This window comes from Allochromatium tepidum, from assembly GCF_018409545.1.
Taxonomy (GTDB): Bacteria; Pseudomonadota; Gammaproteobacteria; order Chromatiales; family Chromatiaceae; genus Thermochromatium; species Thermochromatium tepidum_A.
This window is the reverse complement of record NZ_AP024563.1, coordinates 938,513-961,521: the sequence shown is the minus strand read 5'-3', so window position 1 is coordinate 961,521 and position 23,009 is coordinate 938,513. Positions and strand designations below refer to the sequence as shown.

23 protein-coding genes are annotated in these 23,009 nt (G+C 65.4%); 12 read left to right on the top strand and 11 right to left on the bottom strand.

Annotated features, from left to right (window positions below; translation table 11 throughout):
• Positions 1 to 105: 105 nt before the first annotated feature.
• Both Atep_RS04430 and Atep_RS04425 read left to right on the top strand, forming a co-directional pair.
• Positions 106 to 1,752, top strand: a complete 1,647-nt coding sequence (locus Atep_RS04430) for a tetrathionate reductase family octaheme c-type cytochrome (RefSeq protein ID WP_213380455.1) — start codon at positions 106 to 108, stop codon at positions 1,750 to 1,752.
• Positions 1,749 to 2,402 (top strand): cytochrome b/b6 domain-containing protein, encoded by a 654-nt coding sequence (locus tag Atep_RS04425; protein WP_213380454.1) that lies wholly within the window; start codon positions 1,749 to 1,751, stop codon positions 2,400 to 2,402. The genes Atep_RS04430 and Atep_RS04425 overlap by 4 nt, the downstream gene beginning before the upstream one ends.
• Positions 2,403 to 2,511: 109 nt before the next feature.
• Here the strand turns inward: Atep_RS04425 and ubiT are convergent, their stop codons facing one another.
• Positions 2,512 to 2,982: a ubiquinone anaerobic biosynthesis accessory factor UbiT gene (gene ubiT, locus Atep_RS04420; protein WP_213380453.1), complete on the bottom strand. Its 471-nt coding sequence runs from the start codon at positions 2,980 to 2,982 to the stop codon at positions 2,512 to 2,514.
• A gap of 207 nt (positions 2,983 to 3,189) precedes the next feature.
• Here ubiT and Atep_RS04415 point away from each other — a divergent pair, with 207 nt between their 5' ends.
• The 3 genes from Atep_RS04415 to Atep_RS17075 all read left to right on the top strand — a co-directional run bounded on the left by Atep_RS04415 (position 3,190) and on the right by Atep_RS17075 (position 4,904).
• Positions 3,190 to 4,134 (top strand): DUF808 domain-containing protein, encoded by a 945-nt coding sequence (locus tag Atep_RS04415; protein ID WP_213380452.1) that lies wholly within the window; start codon positions 3,190 to 3,192, stop codon positions 4,132 to 4,134.
• 190 nt (positions 4,135 to 4,324) lie between these two features.
• Positions 4,325 to 4,687, top strand: a complete 363-nt coding sequence (locus Atep_RS17080) for a GmrSD restriction endonuclease domain-containing protein (protein WP_213380451.1) — start codon at positions 4,325 to 4,327, stop codon at positions 4,685 to 4,687.
• On the top strand, positions 4,677 to 4,904 hold the full coding sequence (locus Atep_RS17075; protein ID WP_213380450.1) for a hypothetical protein: 228 nt from the start codon (positions 4,677 to 4,679) through the stop codon (positions 4,902 to 4,904). Before Atep_RS17080 ends, Atep_RS17075 begins: the two co-directional genes overlap by 11 nt.
• A 176-nt stretch (positions 4,905 to 5,080) precedes the next feature.
• On the opposite strand, the gene Atep_RS04400 is transcribed toward Atep_RS17075, so the two are convergent.
• The 5 genes from Atep_RS04400 to hrcA all read right to left on the bottom strand — a co-directional run bounded on the left by Atep_RS04400 (position 5,081) and on the right by hrcA (position 11,146).
• Positions 5,081 to 6,040, bottom strand: coding sequence for a PDC sensor domain-containing protein (locus tag Atep_RS04400; protein WP_213380449.1), 960 nt, complete (start codon positions 6,038 to 6,040; stop codon positions 5,081 to 5,083).
• A 30-nt stretch (positions 6,041 to 6,070) separates the two neighbouring features.
• Positions 6,071 to 7,225 (bottom strand): molecular chaperone DnaJ, encoded by a 1,155-nt coding sequence (dnaJ, locus tag Atep_RS04395; protein WP_213380448.1) that lies wholly within the window; start codon positions 7,223 to 7,225, stop codon positions 6,071 to 6,073.
• 65 nt (positions 7,226 to 7,290) lie between these two features.
• A complete protein-coding gene (dnaK, locus tag Atep_RS04390) occupies positions 7,291 to 9,225 on the bottom strand; it encodes a molecular chaperone DnaK (RefSeq protein WP_213380447.1) in 1,935 nt (644 codons plus the stop codon).
• 87 nt (positions 9,226 to 9,312) lie between these two features.
• Positions 9,313 to 9,969 carry a nucleotide exchange factor GrpE gene (gene grpE, locus Atep_RS04385; RefSeq protein ID WP_213380446.1) on the bottom strand — a complete coding sequence of 219 codons (657 nt, stop codon included), beginning with the start codon at positions 9,967 to 9,969 and terminating at the stop codon, positions 9,313 to 9,315.
• A gap of 100 nt (positions 9,970 to 10,069) precedes the next feature.
• The gene (hrcA, locus tag Atep_RS04380) at positions 10,070 to 11,146 is read right to left on the bottom strand and encodes a heat-inducible transcriptional repressor HrcA (RefSeq protein WP_213380445.1); all 1,077 of its coding nucleotides are present in this window, start codon (positions 11,144 to 11,146) and stop codon (positions 10,070 to 10,072) included.
• Positions 11,147 to 11,372: 226 nt separating this feature from the next.
• On the opposite strand from hrcA, the gene Atep_RS04375 reads away from it, so the two are divergent.
• The 3 genes from Atep_RS04375 to Atep_RS04365 all read left to right on the top strand — a co-directional run bounded on the left by Atep_RS04375 (position 11,373) and on the right by Atep_RS04365 (position 14,583).
• A complete protein-coding gene (locus Atep_RS04375; RefSeq protein WP_213380444.1) occupies positions 11,373 to 12,272 on the top strand; it encodes an NAD(+) kinase in 900 nt (299 codons plus the stop codon).
• Positions 12,266 to 13,933, top strand: a complete 1,668-nt coding sequence (recN, locus tag Atep_RS04370; RefSeq protein WP_213380443.1) for a DNA repair protein RecN — start codon at positions 12,266 to 12,268, stop codon at positions 13,931 to 13,933. Before Atep_RS04375 ends, recN begins: the two co-directional genes overlap by 7 nt.
• Before the next feature lie 314 nt (positions 13,934 to 14,247).
• Entirely contained in the window at positions 14,248 to 14,583 is a 336-nt protein-coding gene (locus Atep_RS04365) for a hypothetical protein (protein WP_213380442.1), read from the top strand.
• A 61-nt stretch (positions 14,584 to 14,644) separates the two neighbouring features.
• Here the strand turns inward: Atep_RS04365 and Atep_RS04360 are convergent, their stop codons facing one another.
• Complete coding sequence (locus tag Atep_RS04360) at positions 14,645 to 15,868, bottom strand: HD-GYP domain-containing protein (RefSeq protein ID WP_213380441.1); 1,224 nt, start codon at positions 15,866 to 15,868, stop codon at positions 14,645 to 14,647.
• Positions 15,869 to 16,026: 158 nt separating this feature from the next.
• Positions 16,027 to 17,670, bottom strand: coding sequence for a 2-isopropylmalate synthase (locus Atep_RS04355; RefSeq protein ID WP_213380440.1), 1,644 nt, complete (start codon positions 17,668 to 17,670; stop codon positions 16,027 to 16,029).
• A gap of 312 nt (positions 17,671 to 17,982) precedes the next feature.
• On the opposite strand from Atep_RS04355, the gene Atep_RS04350 reads away from it, so the two are divergent.
• A complete protein-coding gene (locus Atep_RS04350) occupies positions 17,983 to 18,447 on the top strand; it encodes an Lrp/AsnC family transcriptional regulator (protein ID WP_213380439.1) in 465 nt (154 codons plus the stop codon).
• 130 nt (positions 18,448 to 18,577) lie between these two features.
• Complete coding sequence (locus Atep_RS04345; RefSeq protein ID WP_213380438.1) at positions 18,578 to 18,967, top strand: hypothetical protein; 390 nt, start codon at positions 18,578 to 18,580, stop codon at positions 18,965 to 18,967.
• A 29-nt stretch (positions 18,968 to 18,996) separates the two neighbouring features.
• On the opposite strand, the gene Atep_RS16485 is transcribed toward Atep_RS04345, so the two are convergent.
• Together Atep_RS16485 and Atep_RS16480 are read right to left on the bottom strand one after the other, a co-directional pair.
• Positions 18,997 to 19,365 carry a vWA domain-containing protein gene (locus Atep_RS16485; RefSeq protein WP_236786481.1) on the bottom strand — a complete coding sequence of 123 codons (369 nt, stop codon included), beginning with the start codon at positions 19,363 to 19,365 and terminating at the stop codon, positions 18,997 to 18,999.
• Between the two features lie 122 nt (positions 19,366 to 19,487).
• Positions 19,488 to 20,210 (bottom strand): hypothetical protein, encoded by a 723-nt coding sequence (locus tag Atep_RS16480; protein ID WP_236786479.1) that lies wholly within the window; start codon positions 20,208 to 20,210, stop codon positions 19,488 to 19,490.
• On the opposite strand from Atep_RS16480, the gene Atep_RS04335 reads away from it, so the two are divergent.
• Together Atep_RS04335 and Atep_RS04330 are read left to right on the top strand one after the other, a co-directional pair.
• Positions 20,154 to 20,543, top strand: a complete 390-nt coding sequence (locus tag Atep_RS04335) for a sensor histidine kinase (RefSeq protein ID WP_213380437.1) — start codon at positions 20,154 to 20,156, stop codon at positions 20,541 to 20,543. The two genes, Atep_RS16480 and Atep_RS04335, sit on opposite strands and share 57 nt — an antisense overlap.
• A gap of 66 nt (positions 20,544 to 20,609) precedes the next feature.
• Positions 20,610 to 20,804 carry an ATP-binding protein gene (locus Atep_RS04330; RefSeq protein WP_213380436.1) on the top strand — a complete coding sequence of 65 codons (195 nt, stop codon included), beginning with the start codon at positions 20,610 to 20,612 and terminating at the stop codon, positions 20,802 to 20,804.
• Between the two features lie 393 nt (positions 20,805 to 21,197).
• Here Atep_RS04330 and Atep_RS04325 read toward each other — a convergent pair whose 3' ends face one another.
• On the bottom strand, positions 21,198 to 22,859 hold the full coding sequence (locus Atep_RS04325; protein ID WP_213380435.1) for a methyl-accepting chemotaxis protein: 1,662 nt from the start codon (positions 22,857 to 22,859) through the stop codon (positions 21,198 to 21,200).
• Positions 22,860 to 23,009: the final 150 nt, after the last annotated feature.

Sequence of the window (23,009 nt, the reverse complement as noted above, 5' to 3'; positions counted from 1 at the left end):
ATCACCGCCATGTCGCAAATGACGGTTTGATTGCCATAGATCATGGCGCGCGGCGGCGATCATCGTCAGGATAGATCGGCCTATCCATCCCCTGGAGTCAGCCCCATGCGACCCTTTTTCGGACGCGCCCTGGTTGCGCTGCTCGTCGGTCTGCTCATCGCGGCCGATGCGCTCGCCCAGAGCCAATGGCCGACGCCTCCGGCCACTCCCACCCCGTCGGAACAGATCTCGGGTCCATTGACCGGCGGCACCGCCGATCACACCAAGTTCGAGATCCTCCAACGAGCCTTCGCCACGGGTTCGGATGTCACCCAAGCCTGCCTGAGCTGTCACACTGAGACCGGCCGGCATTTCATGCGCAATATCCACTGGACCTGGGAATACAAGAATCCGGCGACCGGCCAATTGCTCGGCAAGAAGCATCTGGTCAACAACTTCTGTACCAACGCGCGCGGCAACGAGGGTATGTGCGCCCAGTGCCACGCCGGCTATGGCTGGAAGGACGAGAATTTCGATTTCAGCGACGAGACCAAGATCGACTGTCTGGTCTGTCACGACCGCACCGGAACCTATTACAAGATGCCCAACAGCGCCGGCAGTCCCGCCTGCTCGGTGATGTTCGAGGGCAAGCCCGAGATGAACCTGAGCCGGATCGCCCAGAGCGTCGGTCTGCCCGAGCGTGCCAACTGCGGCACCTGTCACTTCAACGGCGGCGGCGGGGACAACGTCAAGCACGGCGATCTGTCCTCGGCGCTGAAGAACCCGCCGCGCACGCTCGACGTGCACATGGGCGTCGACGGGCTGAACTTCGCCTGCACCGCCTGCCACATCACCAACAGGCACCTGTGGGCCGGCAGTCGCTATCAGGTCGCGGCCAAGGATCTGGAAGGCACCGGACGACCCGGACAGCGGCGCGATGTGGCGACCTGCGAGTCCTGTCACGGACTCTCACCACACAGGGTCGACTCCATCGCCTCCTTCAAGCGCAACGACCACGTCTCCAGTCTCGCCTGTCAGACCTGTCACATCCCCGAGTACGCACGCGGCGGTGTGGCGACCATGACCCACTGGGACTGGCGCACCGCCGGCAAGACCCGCGATGGCGTGGGCTATCACGAGCACGGCTACATCCAGGGCAACGGCGAGCACCGCTACACCTACAAGTCGATCAAGGGCACCTTTACCTATGACGAGAACCTGGTGCCTGTCTATCGCTGGTTCGACGGTCAGATGCAGTACACCACCATCGACACCAAATTCGACATCGACCGGCAGCCGATCGCCATCAACGACTTCAGCGGACACCGTGAGGACGGACGTTCACGCATCTGGCCATTCAAGAGGATGCATACCTGGATGCCGGCCGACATGGGCAACGGCACCCTGGTCTACACGCATCTATGGGGCGAGGACGATGACTCCTACTGGGGCAACTACGACATGGGCCGGGCCATCGCCGCCGGCATGAAGAAGGCGGGACTGCCCTACTCCGGCCAGTACGGTTTCGTCGAAACCGTCTCCTACTGGCCCATCACCCACATGGTCGCGCCCAAGGAGGACGCGCTCGGTTGTGAGTCCTGTCATGCCCGGGGCGGGCGTCTGGAAGGGCTCGATGGACTCTATATCCCGGGCCGGGATCACAATCGGTGGCTCGATCTGATCGGCCTCATCGCGGTCCTAGGCACCCTGGCCGGTATCCTCGGGCACGCCCTGATCCGTATCGTCTCATCCTTCAGAGGACAGCATTCATGACCATCCGGCGCGTCAAGATCTTCAGTCTCTTCGAGCGTTTCTGGCACTGGTCACAGATGCTGCTGATCATGATCCTGCTGTTCTCCGGCTTCGGTCTGCACGGATTCCATCATCTGATCGGCTTCGAGACGGCCGTCACGCTGCACACCCTGGCGGCCCTGCTGCTGTTGCTGCTGTGGGCCTTCAGCGTGTTCTGGCTGTTCACCACCAAGACCTGGCGTCACTTCATCCCGACCCTCTCCGGGATGTGGCAGGTGCTGCGCTTCTACAGCTACGGCATCTTCAAGGGTGAGCACCATCCCTATCGCAAGGCGTACTGGCGCAAGCACAACCCGCTCCAGGCGCTGGCCTATCTGATGCTCAAGATCCTGCTCTTTCCGCTGATCTGGATCACGGGGCTGGCGTATCTGGGCTATTTCCTGTGGCGCGATCTGCCGCAGGCGAGCGACTGGCTGACCGGCTTCGCCTATGTCCACACGGGCGCGGCCTATGCCATCCTGGTGTTCGTGCTGGTGCACGTCTACATGCTGACGACCGGGCACTCGTTCCGCGAGCACCTGATGCCGATGATCAACGGCTTCGACGATGTGGATCTGACGCCCGAGGAAGAGGCGTATCTGTTGAAGGACGAGCCGGAGAACATTCGCTGAGCGATCTGTGATCTTCGGTCGGAGTCTGAAGTCTTGAAACGTCGAGGCGTCCGGGATGGGTCGGGATCCCGGACGCCCTCTTGCGTCGGCTTGGGAGGCCGTGGACGGCTTACGCCTTGCGACCCGGCAGACGCAGATCGGCCAGCCGTTCGAGGGTGCGGATCATGGGTGCCCAGCGTGCGGGCGGCTCGAAGGCGTCGAGGAAGTTCTTGAGATACAGCCCCAGCTCGGTGTCGCCCGACATGCGCAGACGGCGCTGGAAGAAGAGCGTGTCGGCATCCTCGCGCCGCGCGGCCAGCAGCAGGAACTCGTGCAGACCGCCGGCGATGCCGGCATCGGCCGGGCGGTCGTCGCCATAGCCCTTGATGCGTCCGTTCTCCAGCCCCAGCCGATAGCGCAGACCGATGTCGTCGATCTCGATGGCCATGCGTCGCCCTTCCAGGAAATCCAGTTCACCCTCGGCCAGGGCCTCCTTCATGACCTGATTGAGGATGCCGGCCAGCGCACGGCTGTGCAGTGTGCCGGGCACCAGACGCAGTGGAAAGGTCAGTGGGTAGAGAAAACGCTGTGTAGCTGACATGGCAGGGGTCTCGATCGAATGCGTTGCGAAAACAACGGGCGATTTTCCTCCCTCGCTCCGCTCGACACAAGCGCGGGATGGCGTTGAAATAACCGGCCACGCTCGGCGGCGATCGGCGGGAGACCTCGGCTCCGCACTCCTGCGTCCACGACCGGTCCGGGCGACCCCGGCGATACGATTTTTACACAACCAGGATGCGGTTTGAACATGGCTACGAGTCTACTGGTACTGCTCGACGACATCGCCGCCGTCCTGGACGACGTGGCCCTGCTGACCAAGGTCGCGGCGCGCAAGACGGCCAGCGTGCTCGGCGACGATCTGGCGCTCAATGCCGAGCAGGTGAGCGGCGTGCGCGCCGAACGCGAGCTGCCGGTGGTCTGGGCGGTGGCCAAGGGATCGGCAGTCAACAAGCTGGTCCTGGTGCCGCTGGCACTGGCGATCAGTGCCCTCGCGCCCTGGGCCATCCTGCCGCTGCTGATGATCGGCGGACTCTATCTGTGCTATGAGGGCGTGGAGAAGATCGCCCACAAGTTCGGCCAGGGCCATTATGAGGAGACCGAGGCCCATCATGCAGAACTGACCGCCGCGCTCGAAGATCCCAACGCCGATCCGGCGACCCTGGAGCGCGACAAGATCCGGGGCGCCATCCGCACCGATTTCGTGCTCTCGGCCGAGATCATCGTCATCACGCTCGGCACGGTCGAGCAGGCGGGCTTCCTGGCCCAGATCCTGGTACTGACCGGGATCGCGATCATCATGACCATCGGCGTCTATGGTCTGGTCGCCGGGATCGTCAAGCTCGACGATGCCGGACTCCATCTCAGCCGCCGCGCCGGCACGGACTGGCGGGCGGTCGCGTTGCGCGTCCTCGGCGGTATCCTGCTGCGCGCCGCGCCCTGGCTGATGAAGACGCTGGCGGTTGCCGGGACCATCGCCATGTTCCTGGTCGGCGGCGGCATCATCGCCCATGGTCTGCCCGTCCTGCATCACGCCATCGCACAGCTCGGCGCATCGCTCGACACCGTCGCCGTCGTCGGCCCACTGCTCGGCGCGCTGACGCCGTTAGCCATGAATGCGCTGATCGGGCTAGCTGCGGGCGCGGTCGTGCTGGCGGCCTGGACCCGGATCAGTGCACGTCTGGAACAGCGCTGAATGAACCCACTCTCGAGCTGGCCCTGAGGACGGGAGCGGCCCTGGTCTCGTTCGACACCAAACTCGTCGAGGTCGCGCACCAAGCAGGAGTCAGCCTCTACGGTTCGGCATAAAGAATCCAAAATCAGCCTGATTTCGATGTAGACGTGCGGCTGAAACATTGCCGACGGTGTTTCCTGGAGCTGGATGGATGAAGATTTCGACGATTCTCGACCATATCGACAACGGCCACATGGCGCTGCCGGAGTTCCAGCGCGGCTATGTCTGGAACCGCGACCAAGTCCGCGGTCTGTTCGACTCGCTCTACCGTCGCCATCCGGCGTTTCCGCGACTTTCTCGAAGCCCGCAAGGAGCTGCTCGCCGAAGAGCTGAACCGGTGCATGGAATCGCTACTGCATGGCGATCTGCGCTGGCTCGCCGGCACGGCAACACCGGCGACCACGATGGCCCAAGTCGTCGGCGGAATCAGCAGTGCCGAGGAAGAAGCGGAACTGGAGGCACTGAACGAATGGATGACGTCTGTCGGGCTACCGCGCGGCGTCATGGCCTATGACTTCTCCGATCCGGTGTCCGGTGAGCAAAAGGCGGTGCTCGATCTGGTGTGGCCGGGCGGCATTCAGGAGGAGCTGAGCCAGCCGGTAGCGGTGCTGTTGAACGAGGAGTCCGGCACCATCGCGCTGGCGAGTCAGGCCGGCTTCAGATGCTTCACCGACGTCGAAGTCTTCCGTCGCTATGTCACGGAAGAGATCCTGGCCGAGAACACCGATTGAACGCGAATTCTCCACGGAGGCGAATTCCTCGAACGATTGCGGACCGGCTTCACGCATCTGGCCAACGCAGGCGTCCCCGCACCCGATGCCATCGGCATCGAGCACGAAGGACGCAGGCGAAACGCGCAGCGCGACTCTATACGAGCGCGCCCGTCGTGGAGTCGGCCTAATCGGGATCAGGCGCAGGCCTCGCCCGTACCGAGCCAGAAGCCCAGACTCTTGCGCAGGAATTCGTGCCAGGGCATGTAGTGCGAGCCGTCGCAGGAGAAGTTCAGCCCGACCATGCCGTTGAAGATGTTGAGCGAGCCGGAACGCAGATAGATGGTCTCGTCCATGAAGCGCAGCTCGCGGAAGGTGTGGAAGACATCGGCGATCCGCGACTCGGGGATCGCCGCCTCGCTCGGGTAGTCGCGCAGGGGATAGGCCAGACAGATGCCCGGATCGGCCAGATCCTCATAGTCCAGGAGCCGGTAGCGATAGGGATCGTCGAGCGTCCAGAGCGTGGCGCGCGAGCTGGAGAAATGCAGCTTGCCGTGGAAGACGCCGTGCGCGGTCATCAGCTCGACCAGGAGCGCCAGCACCTCGTCGATACGGGCATCCATCAGGCTCTCGACGCGCTGCTGGCTGAAGAGTCCGCCCCGGATGGCCGGATCGCCCTTGAGCTGCACCCAGTCGCCGGATGGTTGATAGAGCTCGCGCGTCAGCGGCAGCTCGCGCAGATCGAAGTCGGCACCGAGGAAGCCGAGCCAGTTGCCCGATTCGTCCTCGATGCGCTGGATCGCGGTCAGCGAGGGACGGCGCGCGTTGCGGCTGATGTAGACCGGCGAGAGTGAGAAGCGCTCGCCGGCCAGGGCCTCGGTCAGATAGGGCCGGTCGCTTCGGTCGCGGCCCAGATGCTCGGGCAACAGTCCCTGGGGCGAGGCATTGGCCGTGATCTGGTGCGCGTTCCGGTCGAGCACATAGAGATATTTGCAGGACGGCAGGCTCGGCAGTGCCTCGACCAGGAGCCGTTCTAGTGCTATGCGCTCGGGCCAGTCGGCGCGCGCCTGGAGCGCCAGCCGTTCGAGCAGACCGGCCAGCCGTCCGCGCAACAGCAGACGTTGACGGGCGACGGCTGTTTGCAGTGCTTCACTCATGACGTCACCCGCCTTGGTCCTGGAACGCTTCTAGAATCCCATCTTCTCGAAGAAGCTCTTGACCCCGTCGAGCCAGGAATGCGACTGCGGATTGTGCCGCGATCCGCCCTCCTGGACGCTGGCCTCGAACTCGCGCAGCAGTTCCTTCTGGCGCTCGGTGAGATCGACCGGCGTCTCGATCAGCACCCGGCAGATGAGATCCCCGACCACGCCGCCGCGCACGGGTTTGACGCCCTTGTTGCGCACGCGGAACATCTTGCCGGTCTGGGTGCCGGGCGGGATCTTGAGCATCACCTTGCCGTCGAGCGTCGGCACTTCCAGCTCGCCGCCGAGCGCCGCCGTGACGAAGCTGATCGGCACCTGACAATAGAGGTTGGCGCCCTCGCGGGTGAAGATCGGATGCTCCATGACCTGGATCTGGACATAGAGATCGCCGGGCGGTCCGCCCTGCTCACCGCGCTCGCCTTCCCCGGCCAGCCGGATGCGGTCGCCGGTATCGACGCCTGCCGGCACCTTGACCGCGAGCGTCTTTTCTTCCTGGATGCGCCCGCGTCCGCGACAGTGCGGACAGGCCTCTTCGATCACCGTGCCCGTGCCCCGACACTCGGGACAGGTCTGCTGGATGGAGAAGAAACCCTGCTGCATCCGCACCTGACCATGACCGCCACAGGTCGGACAGGTCTTGGGCTTGGTGCCCGGCTTGGCGCCGCTGCCGTTGCAGAACTGACAGTCGACCCATCTCGGGAGCCGGATCTTGACCTCCTTGCCGGCGACCGCCTCTTCCAGCGTCAGCGACAGGTCATAGCGCAGATCGACCCCGCGCTGTGAGCGTCGGCCGCCCGCGCGTCCGCCGCCGAAGATGTCGCCGAAGACGTCGCCGAAGATGTCGGAGAAGGAGCCTGCACCGGCGAAGTCGCCCGGCCCGCCGCCACCGAAACCGCCGAAACCGGGTCCGGCCCCCTCGACGCCGGCATGACCGAACTGATCGTAGGCCGAACGCTTCTTGGGATCGGTCAGCACGTCATAGGCCAGCTTGGCCTCTTTGAACTTGGCCTCGGCCTCGCTGTCGCCCGGATTGCGGTCGGGGTGATATTTCATCGCCAGCCGCCGGAAGGCCTTCTTGATGTCGGCCTCACTGGCGTTGCGCTGAACCCCCAGCACTTCGTAATAATCGCGTTTTGCCATGTATCTGTTTCCGGCTGCTACACCCGTCAGGCCTTAAAGACCGACGGGCGCGCGAGCCTGGCGCCTTATCGCTTGTCGTCCTTGACTTCTTCGAACTCGGCGTCGACCACATCGTCGTGGGCCGCACCGCTCGCACCGGCACCGGGCTGGGCGTGCTCGGCACCCGCCGCGCCCGCGTCGCCCGACTTGGCATAGAGACGCTCGGCCATCTTGCCGGAGGCGTCGCCGAGCTTCTTGGTCAGCGACTCGATGCGATCCTTGTCCTCGCCCTTCATCGCCTCTTCCAGCTCCTTGATGGCCGCTTCGATCGATTCCTTCTCACCGCTCTCCATCTGCTCGCCGAGCTGTTCCATCGACTTGCGCGCGGCATGGATCATGGTGTCGGCCTGGTTGCGCGCGGCAACCAGCTGATGGAACTGACGGTCGTCCTCGGCGTGAGCCTCGGCGTCCTTGATCATGCGCTGGATCTCGGCCTCGGACAGACCGGAGGACGCCTTGATCACGATCGACTGCTGCTTGCCGGTCGCCTTGTCCTTGGCCGAGACGTTGAGGATGCCGTTGGCGTCGATGTCGAACTTGACCTCGATCTGCGGCACGCCGCGCGGCGCCGGCGGGATGTCGGAGAGGTCGAAACGCCCGAGCGACTTGTTGCTCGCCGCGCGCTCGCGCTCGCCCTGGAGCACGTGCACGGTGACGGCGGTCTGGTTGTCGTCGGCGGTCGAGAACACCTGCTGGGCCGAGGTCGGGATGGTGGTGTTCTTCTCGATCAGCTTGGTCATCACGCCGCCGAGGGTCTCGATGCCGAGCGACAGCGGGGTGACGTCGAGCAGCAGCACGTCCTTGACCTCGCCGCCGAGCACGCCGCCCTGGATCGCCGCACCGATGGCCACGGCCTCGTCCGGGTTGACGTCCTTGCGCGGGGTCTTGCCGAAGAACTGCGCGACCTTCTCCTGCACCTTGGGCATACGGGTCTGCCCGCCGACCAGGATGACCTCGTCGATCTCGCCGGCGGAGAGACCCGCGTCCTTGAGCGCGATGCGGCAGGGTTCCATGGTGCGCTCGATCAGATCCTCGACCAGCGACTCCAGCTTGGCGCGGGTGAGCTTGACGTTCAGATGCTTCGGCCCGGTCTGATCCGCCGTGATGTAGGGCAGATTGATGTCGGTCTGCTGGCTGGAGGACAGCTCGATCTTGGCCTTCTCAGCCGCCTCCTTCAGACGCTGGAGCGCCAGCGGGTCGTTGCGCAGATCGAAGCCCTGCGACTTTTTGAAGTCATCGACCAGGAAGTCGATGATGCGCATGTCGAAGTCTTCGCCGCCGAGGAAGGTGTCGCCGTTGGTCGAGAGCACTTCGAACTGATGCTCGCCCTCGATCTCGGCGATCTCGATGATCGAGATGTCGAAGGTGCCGCCGCCCAGGTCATAGACGGCGATCTTCTGATCCCCGCGCTTCTTGTCCATGCCATAGGCGAGCGCGGCGGCCGTCGGCTCGTTGATGATGCGCTTGACCTCGAGACCGGCGATGCGTCCGGCGTCCTTGGTCGCCTGACGCTGCGAGTCGTTGAAGTAGGCCGGGACCGTGATGACGGCCTCTGTGACCGCATGACCGAGATAGTCCTCGGCGGTCTTCTTCATCTTCTGCAAGACCTTGGCCGAGATCTCGGGCGGGGCCATCTTCTTGCCGTTGACCTCGACCCAGGCATCGCCATTGTCGGCCTTGACGATTTTGTAGGGCACCATGTCCTTGTCCTTGCCGACCACGCTGTCCTCGAAGCGCCGTCCGATCAGACGCTTGATGGCGAACAACGTGTTCTTGGGGTTGGTGACGGACTGGCGCTTGGCCGACTGACCGACCAGCACCTCGCCGTCGTTGGTATAGGCGACGATCGAGGGCGTGGTGCGGTGGCCTTCAGCGTTCTCGATGACCTTGACGTTGTCGCCTTCCATCACGGCCACGCACGAGTTCGTGGTGCCGAGATCGATGCCGATGATCTTTCCCATGGGTTCTATTCTCCGAAAGCGTTTGGAATGGCGCTCGGGCGCCAAATGAATTGGTTCAGTTGGGGCAAGACCCCAAGCCTTTCAAGTCTATTGCGCGGCCGCCGCCTGCGAGACCATGACCAGCGCCGGGCGCACCAGCCGGCCGTTGAGCGTGTAGCCCTTCTGGATGACCAGCACCACCGTGTTCGGCGGCACGTCTTCGCGCGGCTGCATCGACATCGCCTGATGGAACTCGGGATCGAAGGGCTGATCGACCGGATCGACCACGCCCACGCCGAACTTCTCCATCACGTCGCCGAGCAGCTTGAGCGTCAGTTCCGTGCCCTCGCGCAGCTTGTCGACGTCCGCGCTCGCTTCCTGCGCCGCATTGCAGCCGAGTTCGAGACTGTCTCGCACCTGGAGCAGCTCGCGCACGAAGCCGTCGAGCGCGAACTTGTGCGCCTTCTCCAGCTCCTGGGCGTGACGGCGCCTGAGGTTCTCCAGCTCGGCGCGCGCACGCAGTACCTGGTCGCGGCTGTCCTCGATCTCGGCGCGCGCGGCATCCAGGGCGGCGCTCAGCTCCTCGATCGAACGCTTCTCGGTCTGGGCCTCGGACTCGGCGCTCGCCCCGTCCGCCGACGCTGGCGGCTCGTCGAGCGTGGCGTCGGCTTCCTTGTAGGCTTCCACGGCCGCGCGCAGGGCCGCCTCGTCGCGCTGGGGCGCTTCCTGGGGCGCCGACTCCGGGCGCTGTGGTTCCGTGCTCATCAAAAAACCTCCGGTTGAAATTCAGCCCCTGGGGGCGCAATCGTTGATTCAGTGTCAGCGGCCCGTCGGCGGGGCCTGCCTTTGCCTTCGCGATCGGGCTTCACTGCCGCAGCGCCGCCGACAGCAGCCGTGCCGTGACATCGACGATCGGGATCACACGCTGATAATCCATGCGCGTCGGGCCGATGACGCCCAGCACCCCGACCACCCGATCCTCGACCCGATAGGGCGTGGTGACGAGGCTGCAATCGTCGAGCAGCGAATAGCCCGATTCCTCGCCGATGAAGATCTGCACCCCATCGGCGGCGATGCAGCGATCCAGGATGTGCAGGATCTCGTGCTTCTGGGTGAAGGCGTCGAACAGCGACTTGAGCCGGTCCATGCTGGCCAGCTCGCCGAACTCCATCAGATTGGTCTGACCGGCGATGTAGCAGTCGTCGCGGTCCTCGGCCGAGGCCATCACGTCCTGCGCCATGGCCAGGGCGCGCATCATCATCTGATCCATGTGGGCATGGGTGCGCTGGAGATCCTCCAGCAGCCGCTTGCGCACGTCCTTGATGTCCTGACCGGTGAACATCTGGTTGAGATAGTTCGCCGCCTGTTCGAGCTGCGAGGGCGTGAAACGCCGGTCGGTGTTGAGAATGCGGTTGTGGACCTCGCCCTCGCTGGTGATCAGGATCGCCAGCACACGCGAGTCCGACAGCGGCAGCAGCTCGATCTGACGAAAGGCGTGGCGCTCGTGGCGCGGCAGCATCACCACGCCGGCCAGATGCGTGATGCCCGAGAGCAGATTCGAGGCCGTCTCGATCAGGGCCTTGGGGTCCAGACGCGCGTTGAACTGGGTGCGCAGTGCGGCGATTTCGTTTTCCGATGGCGGACGCACCGTCAATAGCGCGTCGACGAACAGCCGGTAACCGGCCACCGTCGGCACCCGTCCCGCCGAGGTGTGCGGCGAGGCGATCAGCCCCAGATCCTCCAGATCGGCCATGACGTTGCGCACGGTCGCCGGACTGAGATCGAGTCCGGTATCCTTGGCCAGGGTGCGCGAGCCGACCGGCTGGCCTTCGCGGATATAGCGCTCGACGAGCGCCTTGAGGAAATGCTGCGCGCGCTCGCTGACCTGACCCTCGCTGGTCTGGAGCCTGTCGCCGGCGGATATGCGTTTCCCGGTGCCCACGATAGTCGATGAATGCTGTCCGAATCGCGTTCGTGATTGATGTTTAGCACTCACCAAGCCAGAGTGCTAACACGCAATTTAGGGATTCCGACTCAGGCTGTCAAGGTTGGGCCGACTTGGGCGTGCGCTGATCCGAGCATCGAAAACGGCTGGAGCCATTGCTAGAATCCGCGACGTCGTCCGACAGGACACCCTGAACATCCACCCACAGACGCGGTTGAACCCTATGCCCGCTTTCCAGACGCTCGGCCTCATCGCCAAGCAGGGCGACCCCGAGCGGGTTCGCGGAACCCTCGTGCGCCTGCGCGAACATCTGCGCGCGCGCGCCATCGAGGTGCGACTGGAGGCCGAGAGCGCCCATCTGCTCGATGCGCCCATCGGCGAGGCGCTGGCCCTGGATCGGCTCGGCGCGGTCTGCGACCTGATCGTCGTGGTCGGCGGCGACGGCACCCTGCTCCATGCCGCTCGCGTCATGGCGCCGCACGACGTGCCCCTGCTCGGCATCAATCTCGGGCGGCTGGGCTTTCTGGTCGACGTCTCGCCCGAGCACATCGAATCGGCGCTCGACCGCATCCTGGCCGGCGAGTTCGACTCGGACCGGCGGTCGATGCTCGATGCCCGGATCGTCACCGACCAGGACGCCGGCGAACCCGAGGCCGCGCTCAACGACGTGAGCATCCACAAGTGGGGCACGGCGCGCATGATCGAGCTGGAGATCCGGATCGACGGCGTCTTCGTCAGCGCCCAGCGCTCCGACGGACTCATCGTTTCCACCCCGACCGGCTCGACCGCCTATGCGCTCTCGGGCGGCGGACCGCTGGTCGATCCGGCGCTGGACGCCATCCTCCTGGTGCCCATCTGTCCGCACGATCTCAGCAACCGCCCGCTGGTGGTGCCGGGCGGGCGTTCGATCGAGGTGCGCGTGCGCGGCTCGGAGCAGGGTCATGTGCAAGTCACCTGCGACGGTCAGACCGATCTGCGGCTGCCGCCTGGGGCGCGGGTGCGTATCGCGCGCCATCCGCACGCGGCGCATCTGATCCACCCCAAGGGACACGATCACTATCAGATCCTTCGTGCCAAGCTCCACTGGGGCGGGCATCACATCACACGGACTCCGCCATGCTGACTTATCTCCAGGTCCGGGATCTGGCCATCGTCAGTCATCTCGAACTCGAATGCCGCTCCGGCATGACCGCGCTCACCGGCGAGACGGGCGCCGGCAAGTCGATCCTGATCGAGGCGCTCGGTCTGGTGCTCGGCGACAAGGCCGACGCGAGCCTGATCCGCGCCGGACGCGAACGCGCCGAGATCCTGGCCGAGATCGATCTCGATCACGCTCCGGACGCGCGCGACTGGCTGGTCGAGCAGGGCCTGGACGATGACAACGCCTGCGTGGTGCGGCGGCTGATCGTGCGCGAGGGCCGCTCGCGCGCCTTCATCAACGGCCGCGCGGCCACGGGCGCCCAGTTGCGTGATCTGGGCGAACGGCTGGTCGACATCCACGGCCAGCACGCCCATCAGTCGCTGCTGCGCGCCAATGCCCAGCGCGAGCTGCTCGACGCCTATGGCGGGCATGGCGATCAGGTCGCGGCGGTCGCGACGACTTTTCGCGCTTTCCGCGACCTCGATCAGCGCCTCCAGGCGCTCGAAGCGGCCGGCGCCGATCGCGCCGCGCGGCTGGATCTGCTGCGCTTCCAGGTCGACGAACTCTCGGCGCTCGGGCTGACGGTCGAAGCGATCGAGTCGCTGGATCAGGAACAGCGTCGTCTGAGTCATCTCGGACGGCTTCAGGAGACGGTCGGGCGCCTGCTGATCCTGCTCGCGGATGGAGAGCCGGCGATCGACGACCAGTTGCGCGGTGCCACGCGCGAGATCGAGGAACTGGCCGGCATCGATCCGGCGCTCGCCGAGAGCCGCGATCTGCTGGAGACGGCCGCCATCCATGCCGGCGAGGCGGCGGCCGGGCTGCGCCGCTATCTCGACGGGCTGGACCTGGACCCGGCCGCGCTCCAGGAGGTCGAGATCCGTCTCGGCCGGATCCACGATCTGGCGCGCAAATACCGCGTCAAGCCGACCGAACTGCCCGAGCTGCTCGACCAGCGTCGCGCCGAACTGGACGCACTCGAACAGTCCGACGTCACGCTCGGCGACCTGCGCGAACGCCGCGAACGGGTCTGGCGCGACTTCCTCGCCGCCGCGGCCGAACTCACGCGCGCCCGCCGGACCGCCGCCGAGCGTCTCTCGACCACGGTCACGCGCTCGATGCAGCAGCTCGGCATGAGCGGCGGTCAGTTCAGCCTCCAGCTCGACCCGCTGCCCGAGGAACGTGCGAGCGCCAATGGTCTGGAGCGCGTCGAGATGCTGGTCAGCGCCAATCCAGGCCAACCCATGCAGCCGCTGGCCAAGGTCGCCTCCGGCGGCGAACTCTCGCGCATCAGTCTCGCCATCCAGGTCGCTACCGCCGAGTGCGGACGGGTGCCGACCCTGGTCTTCGACGAGGTCGACGTCGGTATCGGCGGCGGCGTGGCCGAGATCGTCGGGCGGCTGCTGCGCCGGCTCGGCGAATCGCGTCAGGTACTCTGCGTCACCCACCTGCCCCAGGTCGCCGCCCAGGCCCACAATCAGTTGCGCGTGCGCAAGGAGACCCTCGACGGCCAGACCTTCACCCGCATCGAGCCGCTCGACGACCGCGCGCGCGTCGACGAGATCGCCAGGATGCTCGGCGGCACCGAGATCACCGCCCGCACCCGCGACCATGCCAGTGAGATGCTCGACTGGACGCGCTGAACGCGACGCCCGATTCGCGGTCGAAACCCAGGTCATCGCTCCTGGGCCTGTCGTGGAAACGCCTGCATTGAGTAATCATACGGATTCCTCACAGACCCGAAACCCATGTTAATGGTGGACTTGTAAGCAAAGACCCTCCTGCTCGGCCCTCGAGAGCCACGGGACTGGATTGACGGGACACTGGCCAAACACTGATCAATGGGTCCATAATCAGCGCCGGCCGGTCGTCAGGGCGTCCCGAGTGCTCAGAAGAGACCCAACCCGTTGCCGTAAACCCCGACCGGCTTGCGGCACATCACTGGAGGATGGTTACTATGCCGTTGACAACATCGTTCATCCCAAGCGAGGACAGGCTCGACCTCTCCTTCGCCGGCAACCTGGATCTGACGATCACCGACGAAGTCTGCCGCGTGTTCGCCGCGATCCCGGCCAATCTTCAGACCTGCATCATGGATCTGACCTGCCTGGACCGGGTCTTCGACTCCGGTCTCGCCCTGCTGTGGATGCTCAACGAACGACTCCAGCACATCGGCGCGCGGGTCGTGGTCCTGAGCGATCATCCCGAGATCCTCCGCCGCATCCCGCGCATCATGAGTAACGTCCTGAGCGTCGTGCCCCAGGACTCGGCCCTCTCCGCGAGGACGGGCTGAAGAACCGCGATCACGACGATCGAGCAGACACCGAGGCCCGCCAAGCGCGGGCCTCGGTGCGTCAGCAGGGCAGACGCAGCACCTCCTCGCAATCGATTCCCCACTGTTCGGGCGCCTCGGCGCCGAGGATCTGATCCTTCTTCCCCCGAACCTTGCGCGACAGATCCACGTCCTCGACCGGCAGAAAGCGCCGCCAGCGCGCATCCATCACCACGCGCACGATGGGTTCCATGAGTCCTTCGCGACCGTTCTCCAGCACCACGCCGAGCCGGTTGCTCTCCAGCCGCACCAGACTGCCGACCGGATAGATGCCGACACAGCGGATGAATTGGCGCACCAGATCCGGATCGAAATGAAAGCGGCTCCATTCGAGCAGTTTGCGCAGCGCCTGATGCGGCTCCATGCCCTTGTGATAGACGCGATCCGAGGTGATGGCGTCATAGACGTCGACGATGGCCGCCATCCGGCCATAGAGCGAGATCGACTCGCCGCCCTTGCCGTCGGGATAGCCGGTGGCGTCATAGCGCTCGTGATGTTCGGCGGCGACCGCGAGCGCCGTCGGCGAGAAGCCTGGAATGGCGGCGAGGATGTCGCGGCTGTGCGCGGCATGACCGCGCATGATCGCGAACTCCTCGTCCGAGAGCCGACCGGGTTTGTTCAGGATCGCGTCCGGCACCTGGGTCTTGCCGATGTCGTGCAGCAGGGCGCCGATGCCGATTTCTTCGATTACGGCGGGCTCCAGCCCCAGTTCGCGCGCGAACGAGACCATGAGTACCGAGACGTTGACCGAGTGCTCGAAGGTGTAGCGGTCGGTGTGGCGGATGCGCGCCAGAGCCATGAGCGCATTCTGATTGCGGAAGATCGAGCCGACCATCTCGCCGATGGTGTTGCGCACCTGTTCCAGCGTGATCGGGCGCCCGAGCCGGGCATCGCGCATGAGTCCGCCGATGAGCCGGAGCGCTTCGTTGTGGATGCGCCGGGCCTGCACCCGTTCCTCGGCGAGCGAGACCGGCTGCGGCAGGACGTGCTCCTGCTCGCCGACCTCGACCAGTTCCTGTTCGAGTTGTTCGACGACCTCGCCCTCGGTGGGCGCCTCGGGGAGGTCGGCGCCCCTGTCGGTGTCGATATAGAGTTCGTGGATACCCAGACGCCGGATACGCTCGATGTTGGAGTCGGACTTGATCTGGAACCGACTGCGCAGAAAGCTGTGATCCAGCCAGCCGCAGTTGAGGTCATGGATATACATGCCGACCCGCAGGTCGTCGATACCGATTTTCTTGATCATGCGAAGGCGCGTCTGAAGCGAGAGGGAGGAAATCCGCCAAGCCGCGCCGTGCAAGCCCTCGGTGTGCGCGTCCGGCTCATTCCGGCGGGATGACGCCGACGCCACGGAACCGCCGATCGCGGCAGTCCGTGGCCTCGGTCCGGTTGAAGGATCGCACTTTAACGACGATTCAGCGCCGAGAGCAAGGCCCGTAGCGAGGCGGCCACCGTGTCGCGGTCGATGGCCGCGCCGCTGATGGCCTGTCCGTCCACCTCGACCCGGACATAGGCGGCCGCCTCGGCATCCGTGCCCTCGCCGATGGCGTGTTCCTGATAGTCCAGCACCGAGACGTTCCGACCGCTCCAGCGCGTCCAGGCATCCACGAAGGCGGCCATCGCGCCCCGCCCTTCGCCATGCAGCATCCGTTCACCGTCCGGGGCGCCGATCCGCGCCTCGATGACGTCGTGCCCGTTGCGGTCGAGCCGATAGCCGAGCAGACGGTGCGGAGCCTGATCGACGATGAAGTGCCGCTCGAAGATGGCGCGGATCTGCGCCGCGTCCAACACCCCACCACGGGTCTCGCTCTCACGCTGGACCAGGGCGGCCAGCTCGACCTGCAACCAGCGCGGCAGACTCAGGCCGAACTCCTGCTCCAGCACGAAGGCCACGCCGCCCTTGCCCGACTGGCTGTTGACGCGGATCACCGCCTGATAGTTGCGTCCCAGGTCGGCCGGATCGATCGGCAGATAGGCCACGTTCCAGGGCGCATCCGGCGTCTGGCGGGCCAGACACTTGCGGATGGCGTCCTGATGACTGCCCGAATAGGCCATATAGACCAGCTCGCCGACCCAGGGATGACGCGGATGGACCGGCAGGCCGGTGCATTCGGTGCAGACGGCGACGATCTCGTCCGGGCGGCTGAGATCCAGCTTCGGGTCGATGCCCTGGCTGTAGAGGTTCATCGCCAACGTCAGGAGATCGGCGTTACCGGTGCGCTCGCCGTTGCCGAGCAAGGTGCCCTCGACCCGATCGGCGCCGGCCGGCAATGCCAGCTCGGCCGCCGCCACCGCCCCGCCGCGGTCGTTGTGGGTGTGCACCGAGAGCAGGATCGAGTCGCGCCGACTGATTTGGGTCGCGAAGTGCTCGACCTGATCGGCGAAGACGTTCGGACTCGACACCTCGACCGTGGCCGGCAGATTGATGATGCAGGGCCGCTCGGGCGTCGGCTGCCAGACGTCGAGCACCGCCTCGCAGACCTCGATGGCATAGTCCGGCTCGGTCGCGGTGTAGCTCTCGGGCGAGTACTGGAAGGTCCAGCGTGTCTCGGGCCGGTCGCGCGCGCCCTGCGCCACCCATTCGGCGCCCCGGCGCGCGATGGCCTTCACACCCTCGCGGTCCTGGCCGAACACCCAGTCGCGCTGTACGGGCGAGGTCGAGTTGTAGACATGGACGATCGCCCGGCGCACGCCGACGAGCGCCTCATAGGTGCGGCGGATCAGATCCTCGCGCGCCTGGACCAAGACCTGGATGGTCACGTCCTCGGGGATGCGGTCCTCTTCGATCAACCAGCGCACGAAGTCGTAATCGGGCCGGCTGGCGGCGGGAAAACCGACCTCGATCTCCTTGAATCCGAGCCGCACCAGCAGATCCCAGAGACGCCGCTTCTGCTCGACGTTCATCGGTTCGTGCAGCGCCTGATTGCCGTCGCGCAGATCGACGCTGGCCCAGATCGGGGCTTCGCGGACGGTTCGATTGGGCCACTGGCGGTTGGGCAGGTTCACCACCGGGCCGGGGCGGTAACGTCGGTGGTCGAAGCGGCTCATGGGATCGTCTCCTGTGCGGTCGGTGTCGTATCGAATCGGGTCTTGGCCGGTCTCCGGGTTGCGGATCGGGCGCTTGGCTCCTAGTCCGGGTCGGACCGAGCCGGTCGGCGCGGGCCTCGTGAGCCTCTGCCGGGATGTCGACCGGTGAGTCGAAGGTGATTAGACTATCTCAAACCAACCGGCATCCGATTGCGAAGACGGCGACAAAATAGGCTTTTTGCGCAATATCCTGTCAAAATGCTTTACCCTGATAAATCCTGACACCCTTCTGTCAAACCCTGACAGCCCGCACGCCGTCATCGAGACATGCACATGAAACTCGACCGCTACGACCGCCAGATCCTCGTCGAACTGCAACGCGACGGACGCCTCAGCAATCAGGATCTGGCCGAGCGGATCGGACTCTCGCCCTCGCCCTGTCTGAGGCGCGTGCGTGCACTGGAAGAAGCCGGATTCATCACCGGCTATCACGCCGAACTCGATGCGAAGAAACTCGACCTGAGTCTCATGGTGATCCTGAGCATCTCCATGGACCGCCACACGCCGGAGCGCTTCGAACGCTTCGACGCCGCCGTCAAGGATATGCCGGAAGTGCTCGAATGCCTGCTCATCACGGGACGGGAAGCCGACTATCAGCTCAAGGTCGTGGCGCGCGACATGGACGCCTATCAGGATTTTTTGTTGAACAAGATCACACGTCTGGAAGGCGTGGCGGGCGTGCATTCCAGTTTCGTCCTGCGACGGGTCTTGGAACGCCCGGATCTGCCGATAACCTGATACGAGATCGCGCCGAAGGAGCCGGATTCGGCCCCGAGCCTGGAGTCGACGCCGACCGAAACCGCCAGGCCGGCACGCGCGATGCTTATTGATTTGCACAGAGTACAGTCCTCGTAAAACGAGGTGAGCCATGAACGACTACGACGAACGCCTCCAACGACAGGTCGCCGGCCAAGAGCGCCAGGAGCGCGAACGGCGGATGCGCGGTGTCCTGACCGACATGACGCTGCGTCACGAAAACCGGCTCTATGCCGATACGCCTGGCGTCAGCCGGAACAATGCCGGTCTCGGCTTCCGCCCCGGTTATCTGAATCGGCGCAGCGGCGAATGCGTGCTGTCGCGCTTCAGTGACGGAACTCCGGCGCCGATCCATGTGCTCGACGGTCTGCCCGAGTCCTGGGTGCGGGCGCGCGACGAGGCCGGTCATGTGGTGGCGGTCGTCGCCGAGGTCGTCTCCGGCTTCGTGCGCGAAGATCGGTTCTACACCCGTGAAGAGGCCGTCCGGGCGGTAAGCCATTGAATGGGACACCGTCCATGGCTAGCTCGACTTCAATACACGGGCGCGGCCTTGTCGTAGCTCAGTCCCTTCTCGGCGGCCTGTTCGCGCACGGCGCTGAAGATCTTGTGATCGAGCGAGGATTCCGCCTTCGCGCGTTCCTCGGCGCGACCGTAATAGATCCGCGTCTCGTCGAGTTCGGCCGAGAGCTTGGCCAGGGACTCGTCATAGGGCGTGGCGATGGCTACCGCGCCGCCGCTCTGCTCGACCTGGAAATAGCCGCCGTTGCCGAGCTGCGCGATCCGCATCCATTCCCGGGTCGTCTCGGCCAGCGTGCCGCACTGGATGGCGTTGACACGTATCCCGCGTCGCTGCGCCTCGGCCAGGGTCTGGGGATAGGGCACGTCGTTGGGATAGTCCATGTGCGCCGGGGCATCGCCGACCAGGAAGATGACGCGATAGACGCCCGGTCCCGGCTCCAGCCGATGCGGTGCAGGGCCTCATGGAGCGCCTGATTGACGCTCTCGGGACCATCGCCGCCGCCCTAGGCCTGAAGCTGCATCAGTTCGGCGTGCAGGCCGTCGAGATCCTTGGTCAGATCGACCACGCGGGTCACATAGTCGTCATCGCGATCGCGATAGGCAACCAGATCGAGGCGGATCTCGGGTGCGGGCTGGGCGGCGGCCATAGTCGCGGCGATCGACCAGATCTTGTCCTTCGCCTCCGGCCAGCCGAGCGCGCCCCCCAGAGCGGTGTCGATGGCGGCGCGGGTCGGGTCGTCGTGGAGCTTGGCCAGGGCTTCGAGCGGTTCATCGGCCAGACGTTCATAGGCACGGGCCAGGGTCGCCAGGGTTTCAGCCGGCAGGGCGCGCACGTCGAGCACCGGCATCGCGGCCCAGGCCGGTTTTTTGACCTGCATCCAGGCGCTTCGGGTCGATACCCGGCGTGACAGCAACAGCAGCAGGGCGGGCGTGCTGTTGAGCCACAGCAGCAACACCTGCTCCTGCTCGGCGGTCAGCGCCGTTTGCAGCGCCCACCAGGTATTGCCCAGCACCGGCTCGTCGAAGCCGACCGCCATCGCGCGATGCGTAATCGGCCACAACCGCTCGACCAGCAGCAGACGCCCCGCGCCGGCGGTGACGGCGCCCGAGTCCTTGAGCCGACGCCCACGCGCCGCCGTGTCGCGCGGTTGCAGATAGGCGTTCGGTTGTTGCGCGCCGGTTTCGCCGGCGAGGAACGCAAGTCGACCTACTATCGCTTCATCCACGAGGAGAGCGAGCGGCTGTCGCGGCTCATCGCCAATGTGCTGCAACTGGCGCGCATCGGGCGCGATGCCCTGGTGCTGGAGCCGCGCGTCATGCCGATCGGTGAATTGATGGCGCTGGTGGTCGAGCGGGTCGCGAGTCAGGTCGAGCGCGCCGGTTTCCGACTGGAACTGAGCGGCGAAGACGGCGCGGACGAGCTGCTGGTCGACCCGGACGCCTTCGTGCAGATCCTCATCAATCTGGTCGACAACGCCCTCAAGTTCGCCGCCGGGGCCGAGACGCGCGTGATCCGTCTCTCAGCGGCGAGACGCTGGGCAACGGACGTCTGCGGGTGAGTGTGCGTGACTTCGGGCCGGGGATTCGCGCGATCAGCGCCGACGGATCTTCCAGCGTGGTGATCTGTGGCCAAGCGCCAGGCGATCCCCGGAACGGGCATCGGACTGGCGCTGGTCGAGCGACTCACCCGCGCCATGGGCGGGCGGGTGGAGGTCATATCCGCCGAGCCTGGGGCCGAGTTTCGGCTGGAGTTCCCCTTGGCCCGGTCGGCCGAGCGTGCTCAGGATCGATTGGGGACCGGCACCGGCTCCAGCCGCTGATGAGGCGCCGACTCCGACACCGGTGCTTTGGTCTCATGCCACTGATACCCCGGATGACTGGCGGCCTGCGCGGCCATTCCCAACATGCATCCGTACAGGAAAGCGCACCCATTGACCGCTCCGAACCACTGATAGACGTATGTCATGTCCCTGCTCCCTTGTTGGCGGATGCGCTGGCCGGGATGTTCCGTCGTCGACCTGGACTGGCGCGGCTTGGGGAGCGGATGTGGTCTCGACCCGGTCGGGGTTCAATCGCCGAAGGGGGTCGGGAGTCCGTCCCCGTCGTTCGTTCTCCTTTCGCCTTCAGCTTAGTTCAGTGGGGCACTCTTCAACGCGACGGACATCACAGATTCGAGCGAATCCGAATGCCTCGCCGCTGGTCTGTGATGTCGGTCAAGCCCGATAACCGATCCGGAAACCACCCCAATGACGCCCGCGCACCCGCACGGGCGCCGAGATGTCGTGCATGATCTCGCCGGTGTCGCGCCGATAGGTCTGGATCAGGAACGGCAGCTCATGCGCCCCGCATTGCTTGCCGACCGGATCGTCGAAAATCCGCTTGGTCCGGTTGTGAGCCAGATCCACGGCCTCATCGCCGGTCAGGGGCTGCGAGAAACGCTGATTGTGCGTGGGCACATAGCCGTTGCGGTCACAGCCGACGGCATAGAAGATCTCGGGGTGATCGGTCAGGATGGGCTCCTGGATGCGCGGGAAGAGCCGGTCGGTCAGGCTGTCGAAGCCCGTGTTGTACTTCTTGGGGTTGGTGTTGGGGATGGGCCTGTAGCTCGGCGAAAAGAGCGCCTCCTCGCCGATCTCACCGGCCGCCAGCGCCTGCTCCAGCTGACGCCCGATCTCGGCGGCGGCGCGCTGGACGACCGCCGGCATGCGCTGGTGGCACTCGATGGCGCGCCGGCCGGTCTCACCGAGCTGGAAGACTTTGCTGATCTCATGCAGATTGACGGCCAGACTCTCCAGCTCTTGGGCCTCCTGGAGCGTCTGGGCGGCGCCGGCGGTGTTGCGATCGACCATGGACATGATGTCGCGGACGTGATCCACCACGCGATCGGCCTCCCGGCTCTGATCGGCGATCGCCGAGGCGATCTCGTCGATGCGCTCCATGGTCTGCTGGGCGCCCTGGTTGATGCGATCGAGTGAATCGGCCGCCTGACGCGCGAGTTCGGCGCCGGCATGGGCTTGATCGGCGCCCCGTCCGATGGAGCCGATGGCCGCGCGCGTCTCGTCCTGGATGGCCGCGATCATGGCGCCGATCTCGCTGGTCGCGCGCGCGGTGCGCACGGCGAGGTTGCGCACCTCATCGGCCACCACCGCGAAGCCCCGTCCCTGCTCGCCGGCACGCGCGGCCTCGATGGCCGCGTTGAGCGCCAGCAGATTGGTCTGATCGGCGATCTCGCGGATGACCTGCACGATGCCGCCGATCGCCTGCGAGCGATCCCCGAGCGCCGCGATCACCCTCGAGGACTCCTCGACCGACAGGGCGATGCGTTCGATCTCGTCGGAGGCGTCCGCGACGGCGCGTGTCCCCTGCTGCGAGAGCCGGCGCGCATCCTGGGCGTTCTCGGCCGTCAGATGGGCATGATCCGCGACCGCGCCCACGCCGGCGGTCATCTGTTCGATGATCTGGACCAGACTGAGCGAGGCCTGACGCTGGGCACTGGAGCCGTCGGCCACGGCGCGGGCGTGCTCAGCGAGGACATCGGCGGTATTGGCGAGGCGCTCGGCGTCGAAGATGACTTTGCCGATGATGCCCTGAAAGCTTTCGATCAGGGCATTGAAGTGCTCGATACAGCTCCGGGTCGGTCCGATGCGCACGGACACGCGCCGCGACAGATCGCCGTCCCTGTACATGGCCTGCAGGGTCGCATCCAGGGCGGCCAGGGGGCGACCGACCGTGGCGTTCAGAATGAGCCAGTTCAACACCACGACAAAGACCCACAGGACAGCGCTCCCGGCCAAGGCCGGAATCGACAGCTCATCGATCAGCGCTACGAGTCCCAAACCACTCAATGCCGAGACGGCACCGATGGCGATACTCATCAACCCGAATCCCATGCTCTCCACCAACCCCGCGTTCGCGCCGCAGCCATGAATTGACAATCGTCAATTTGAACCGCAAAAACTCATAGAACGCAAGGAAAAGCAGAGAGTGAGAGAGTGGGGAAGCGCCTTCGTGGCAACGCCGATGCG

Excerpts from the sequence above, each read along its gene's own strand:
- Atep_RS04430 (WP_213380455.1), top strand. The coding sequence starts at position 106 with ATGCGACCCTTTTTCGGACGCGCCCTGGTTGCGCTGCTCGTCGGTCTG.
- Atep_RS04425 (WP_213380454.1), top strand. The coding sequence starts at position 1,749 with ATGACCATCCGGCGCGTCAAGATCTTCAGTCTCTTCGAGCGTTTCTGG.
- ubiT (WP_213380453.1), bottom strand. The coding sequence starts at position 2,982 with ATGTCAGCTACACAGCGTTTTCTCTACCCACTGACCTTTCCACTGCGT.
- Atep_RS04415 (WP_213380452.1), top strand. The coding sequence starts at position 3,190 with ATGGCTACGAGTCTACTGGTACTGCTCGACGACATCGCCGCCGTCCTG.
- Atep_RS17080 (WP_213380451.1), top strand. The coding sequence starts at position 4,325 with ATGAAGATTTCGACGATTCTCGACCATATCGACAACGGCCACATGGCG.
- Atep_RS17075 (WP_213380450.1), top strand. The coding sequence starts at position 4,677 with ATGGCCTATGACTTCTCCGATCCGGTGTCCGGTGAGCAAAAGGCGGTG.
- Atep_RS04400 (WP_213380449.1), bottom strand. The coding sequence starts at position 6,040 with ATGAGTGAAGCACTGCAAACAGCCGTCGCCCGTCAACGTCTGCTGTTG.
- dnaJ (WP_213380448.1), bottom strand. The coding sequence starts at position 7,225 with ATGGCAAAACGCGATTATTACGAAGTGCTGGGGGTTCAGCGCAACGCC.
- dnaK (WP_213380447.1), bottom strand. The coding sequence starts at position 9,225 with ATGGGAAAGATCATCGGCATCGATCTCGGCACCACGAACTCGTGCGTG.
- grpE (WP_213380446.1), bottom strand. The coding sequence starts at position 9,969 with ATGAGCACGGAACCACAGCGCCCGGAGTCGGCGCCCCAGGAAGCGCCC.
- Atep_RS04375 (WP_213380444.1), top strand. The coding sequence starts at position 11,373 with ATGCCCGCTTTCCAGACGCTCGGCCTCATCGCCAAGCAGGGCGACCCC.
- recN (WP_213380443.1), top strand. The coding sequence starts at position 12,266 with ATGCTGACTTATCTCCAGGTCCGGGATCTGGCCATCGTCAGTCATCTC.
- Atep_RS04365 (WP_213380442.1), top strand. The coding sequence starts at position 14,248 with ATGCCGTTGACAACATCGTTCATCCCAAGCGAGGACAGGCTCGACCTC.
- Atep_RS04360 (WP_213380441.1), bottom strand. The coding sequence starts at position 15,868 with ATGATCAAGAAAATCGGTATCGACGACCTGCGGGTCGGCATGTATATC.
- Atep_RS04355 (WP_213380440.1), bottom strand. The coding sequence starts at position 17,670 with ATGAGCCGCTTCGACCACCGACGTTACCGCCCCGGCCCGGTGGTGAAC.
- Atep_RS04350 (WP_213380439.1), top strand. The coding sequence starts at position 17,983 with ATGAAACTCGACCGCTACGACCGCCAGATCCTCGTCGAACTGCAACGC.
- Atep_RS04345 (WP_213380438.1), top strand. The coding sequence starts at position 18,578 with ATGAACGACTACGACGAACGCCTCCAACGACAGGTCGCCGGCCAAGAG.
- Atep_RS16485 (WP_236786481.1), bottom strand. The coding sequence starts at position 19,365 with ATGGACTATCCCAACGACGTGCCCTATCCCCAGACCCTGGCCGAGGCG.
- Atep_RS04325 (WP_213380435.1), bottom strand. The coding sequence starts at position 22,859 with ATGAGTATCGCCATCGGTGCCGTCTCGGCATTGAGTGGTTTGGGACTC.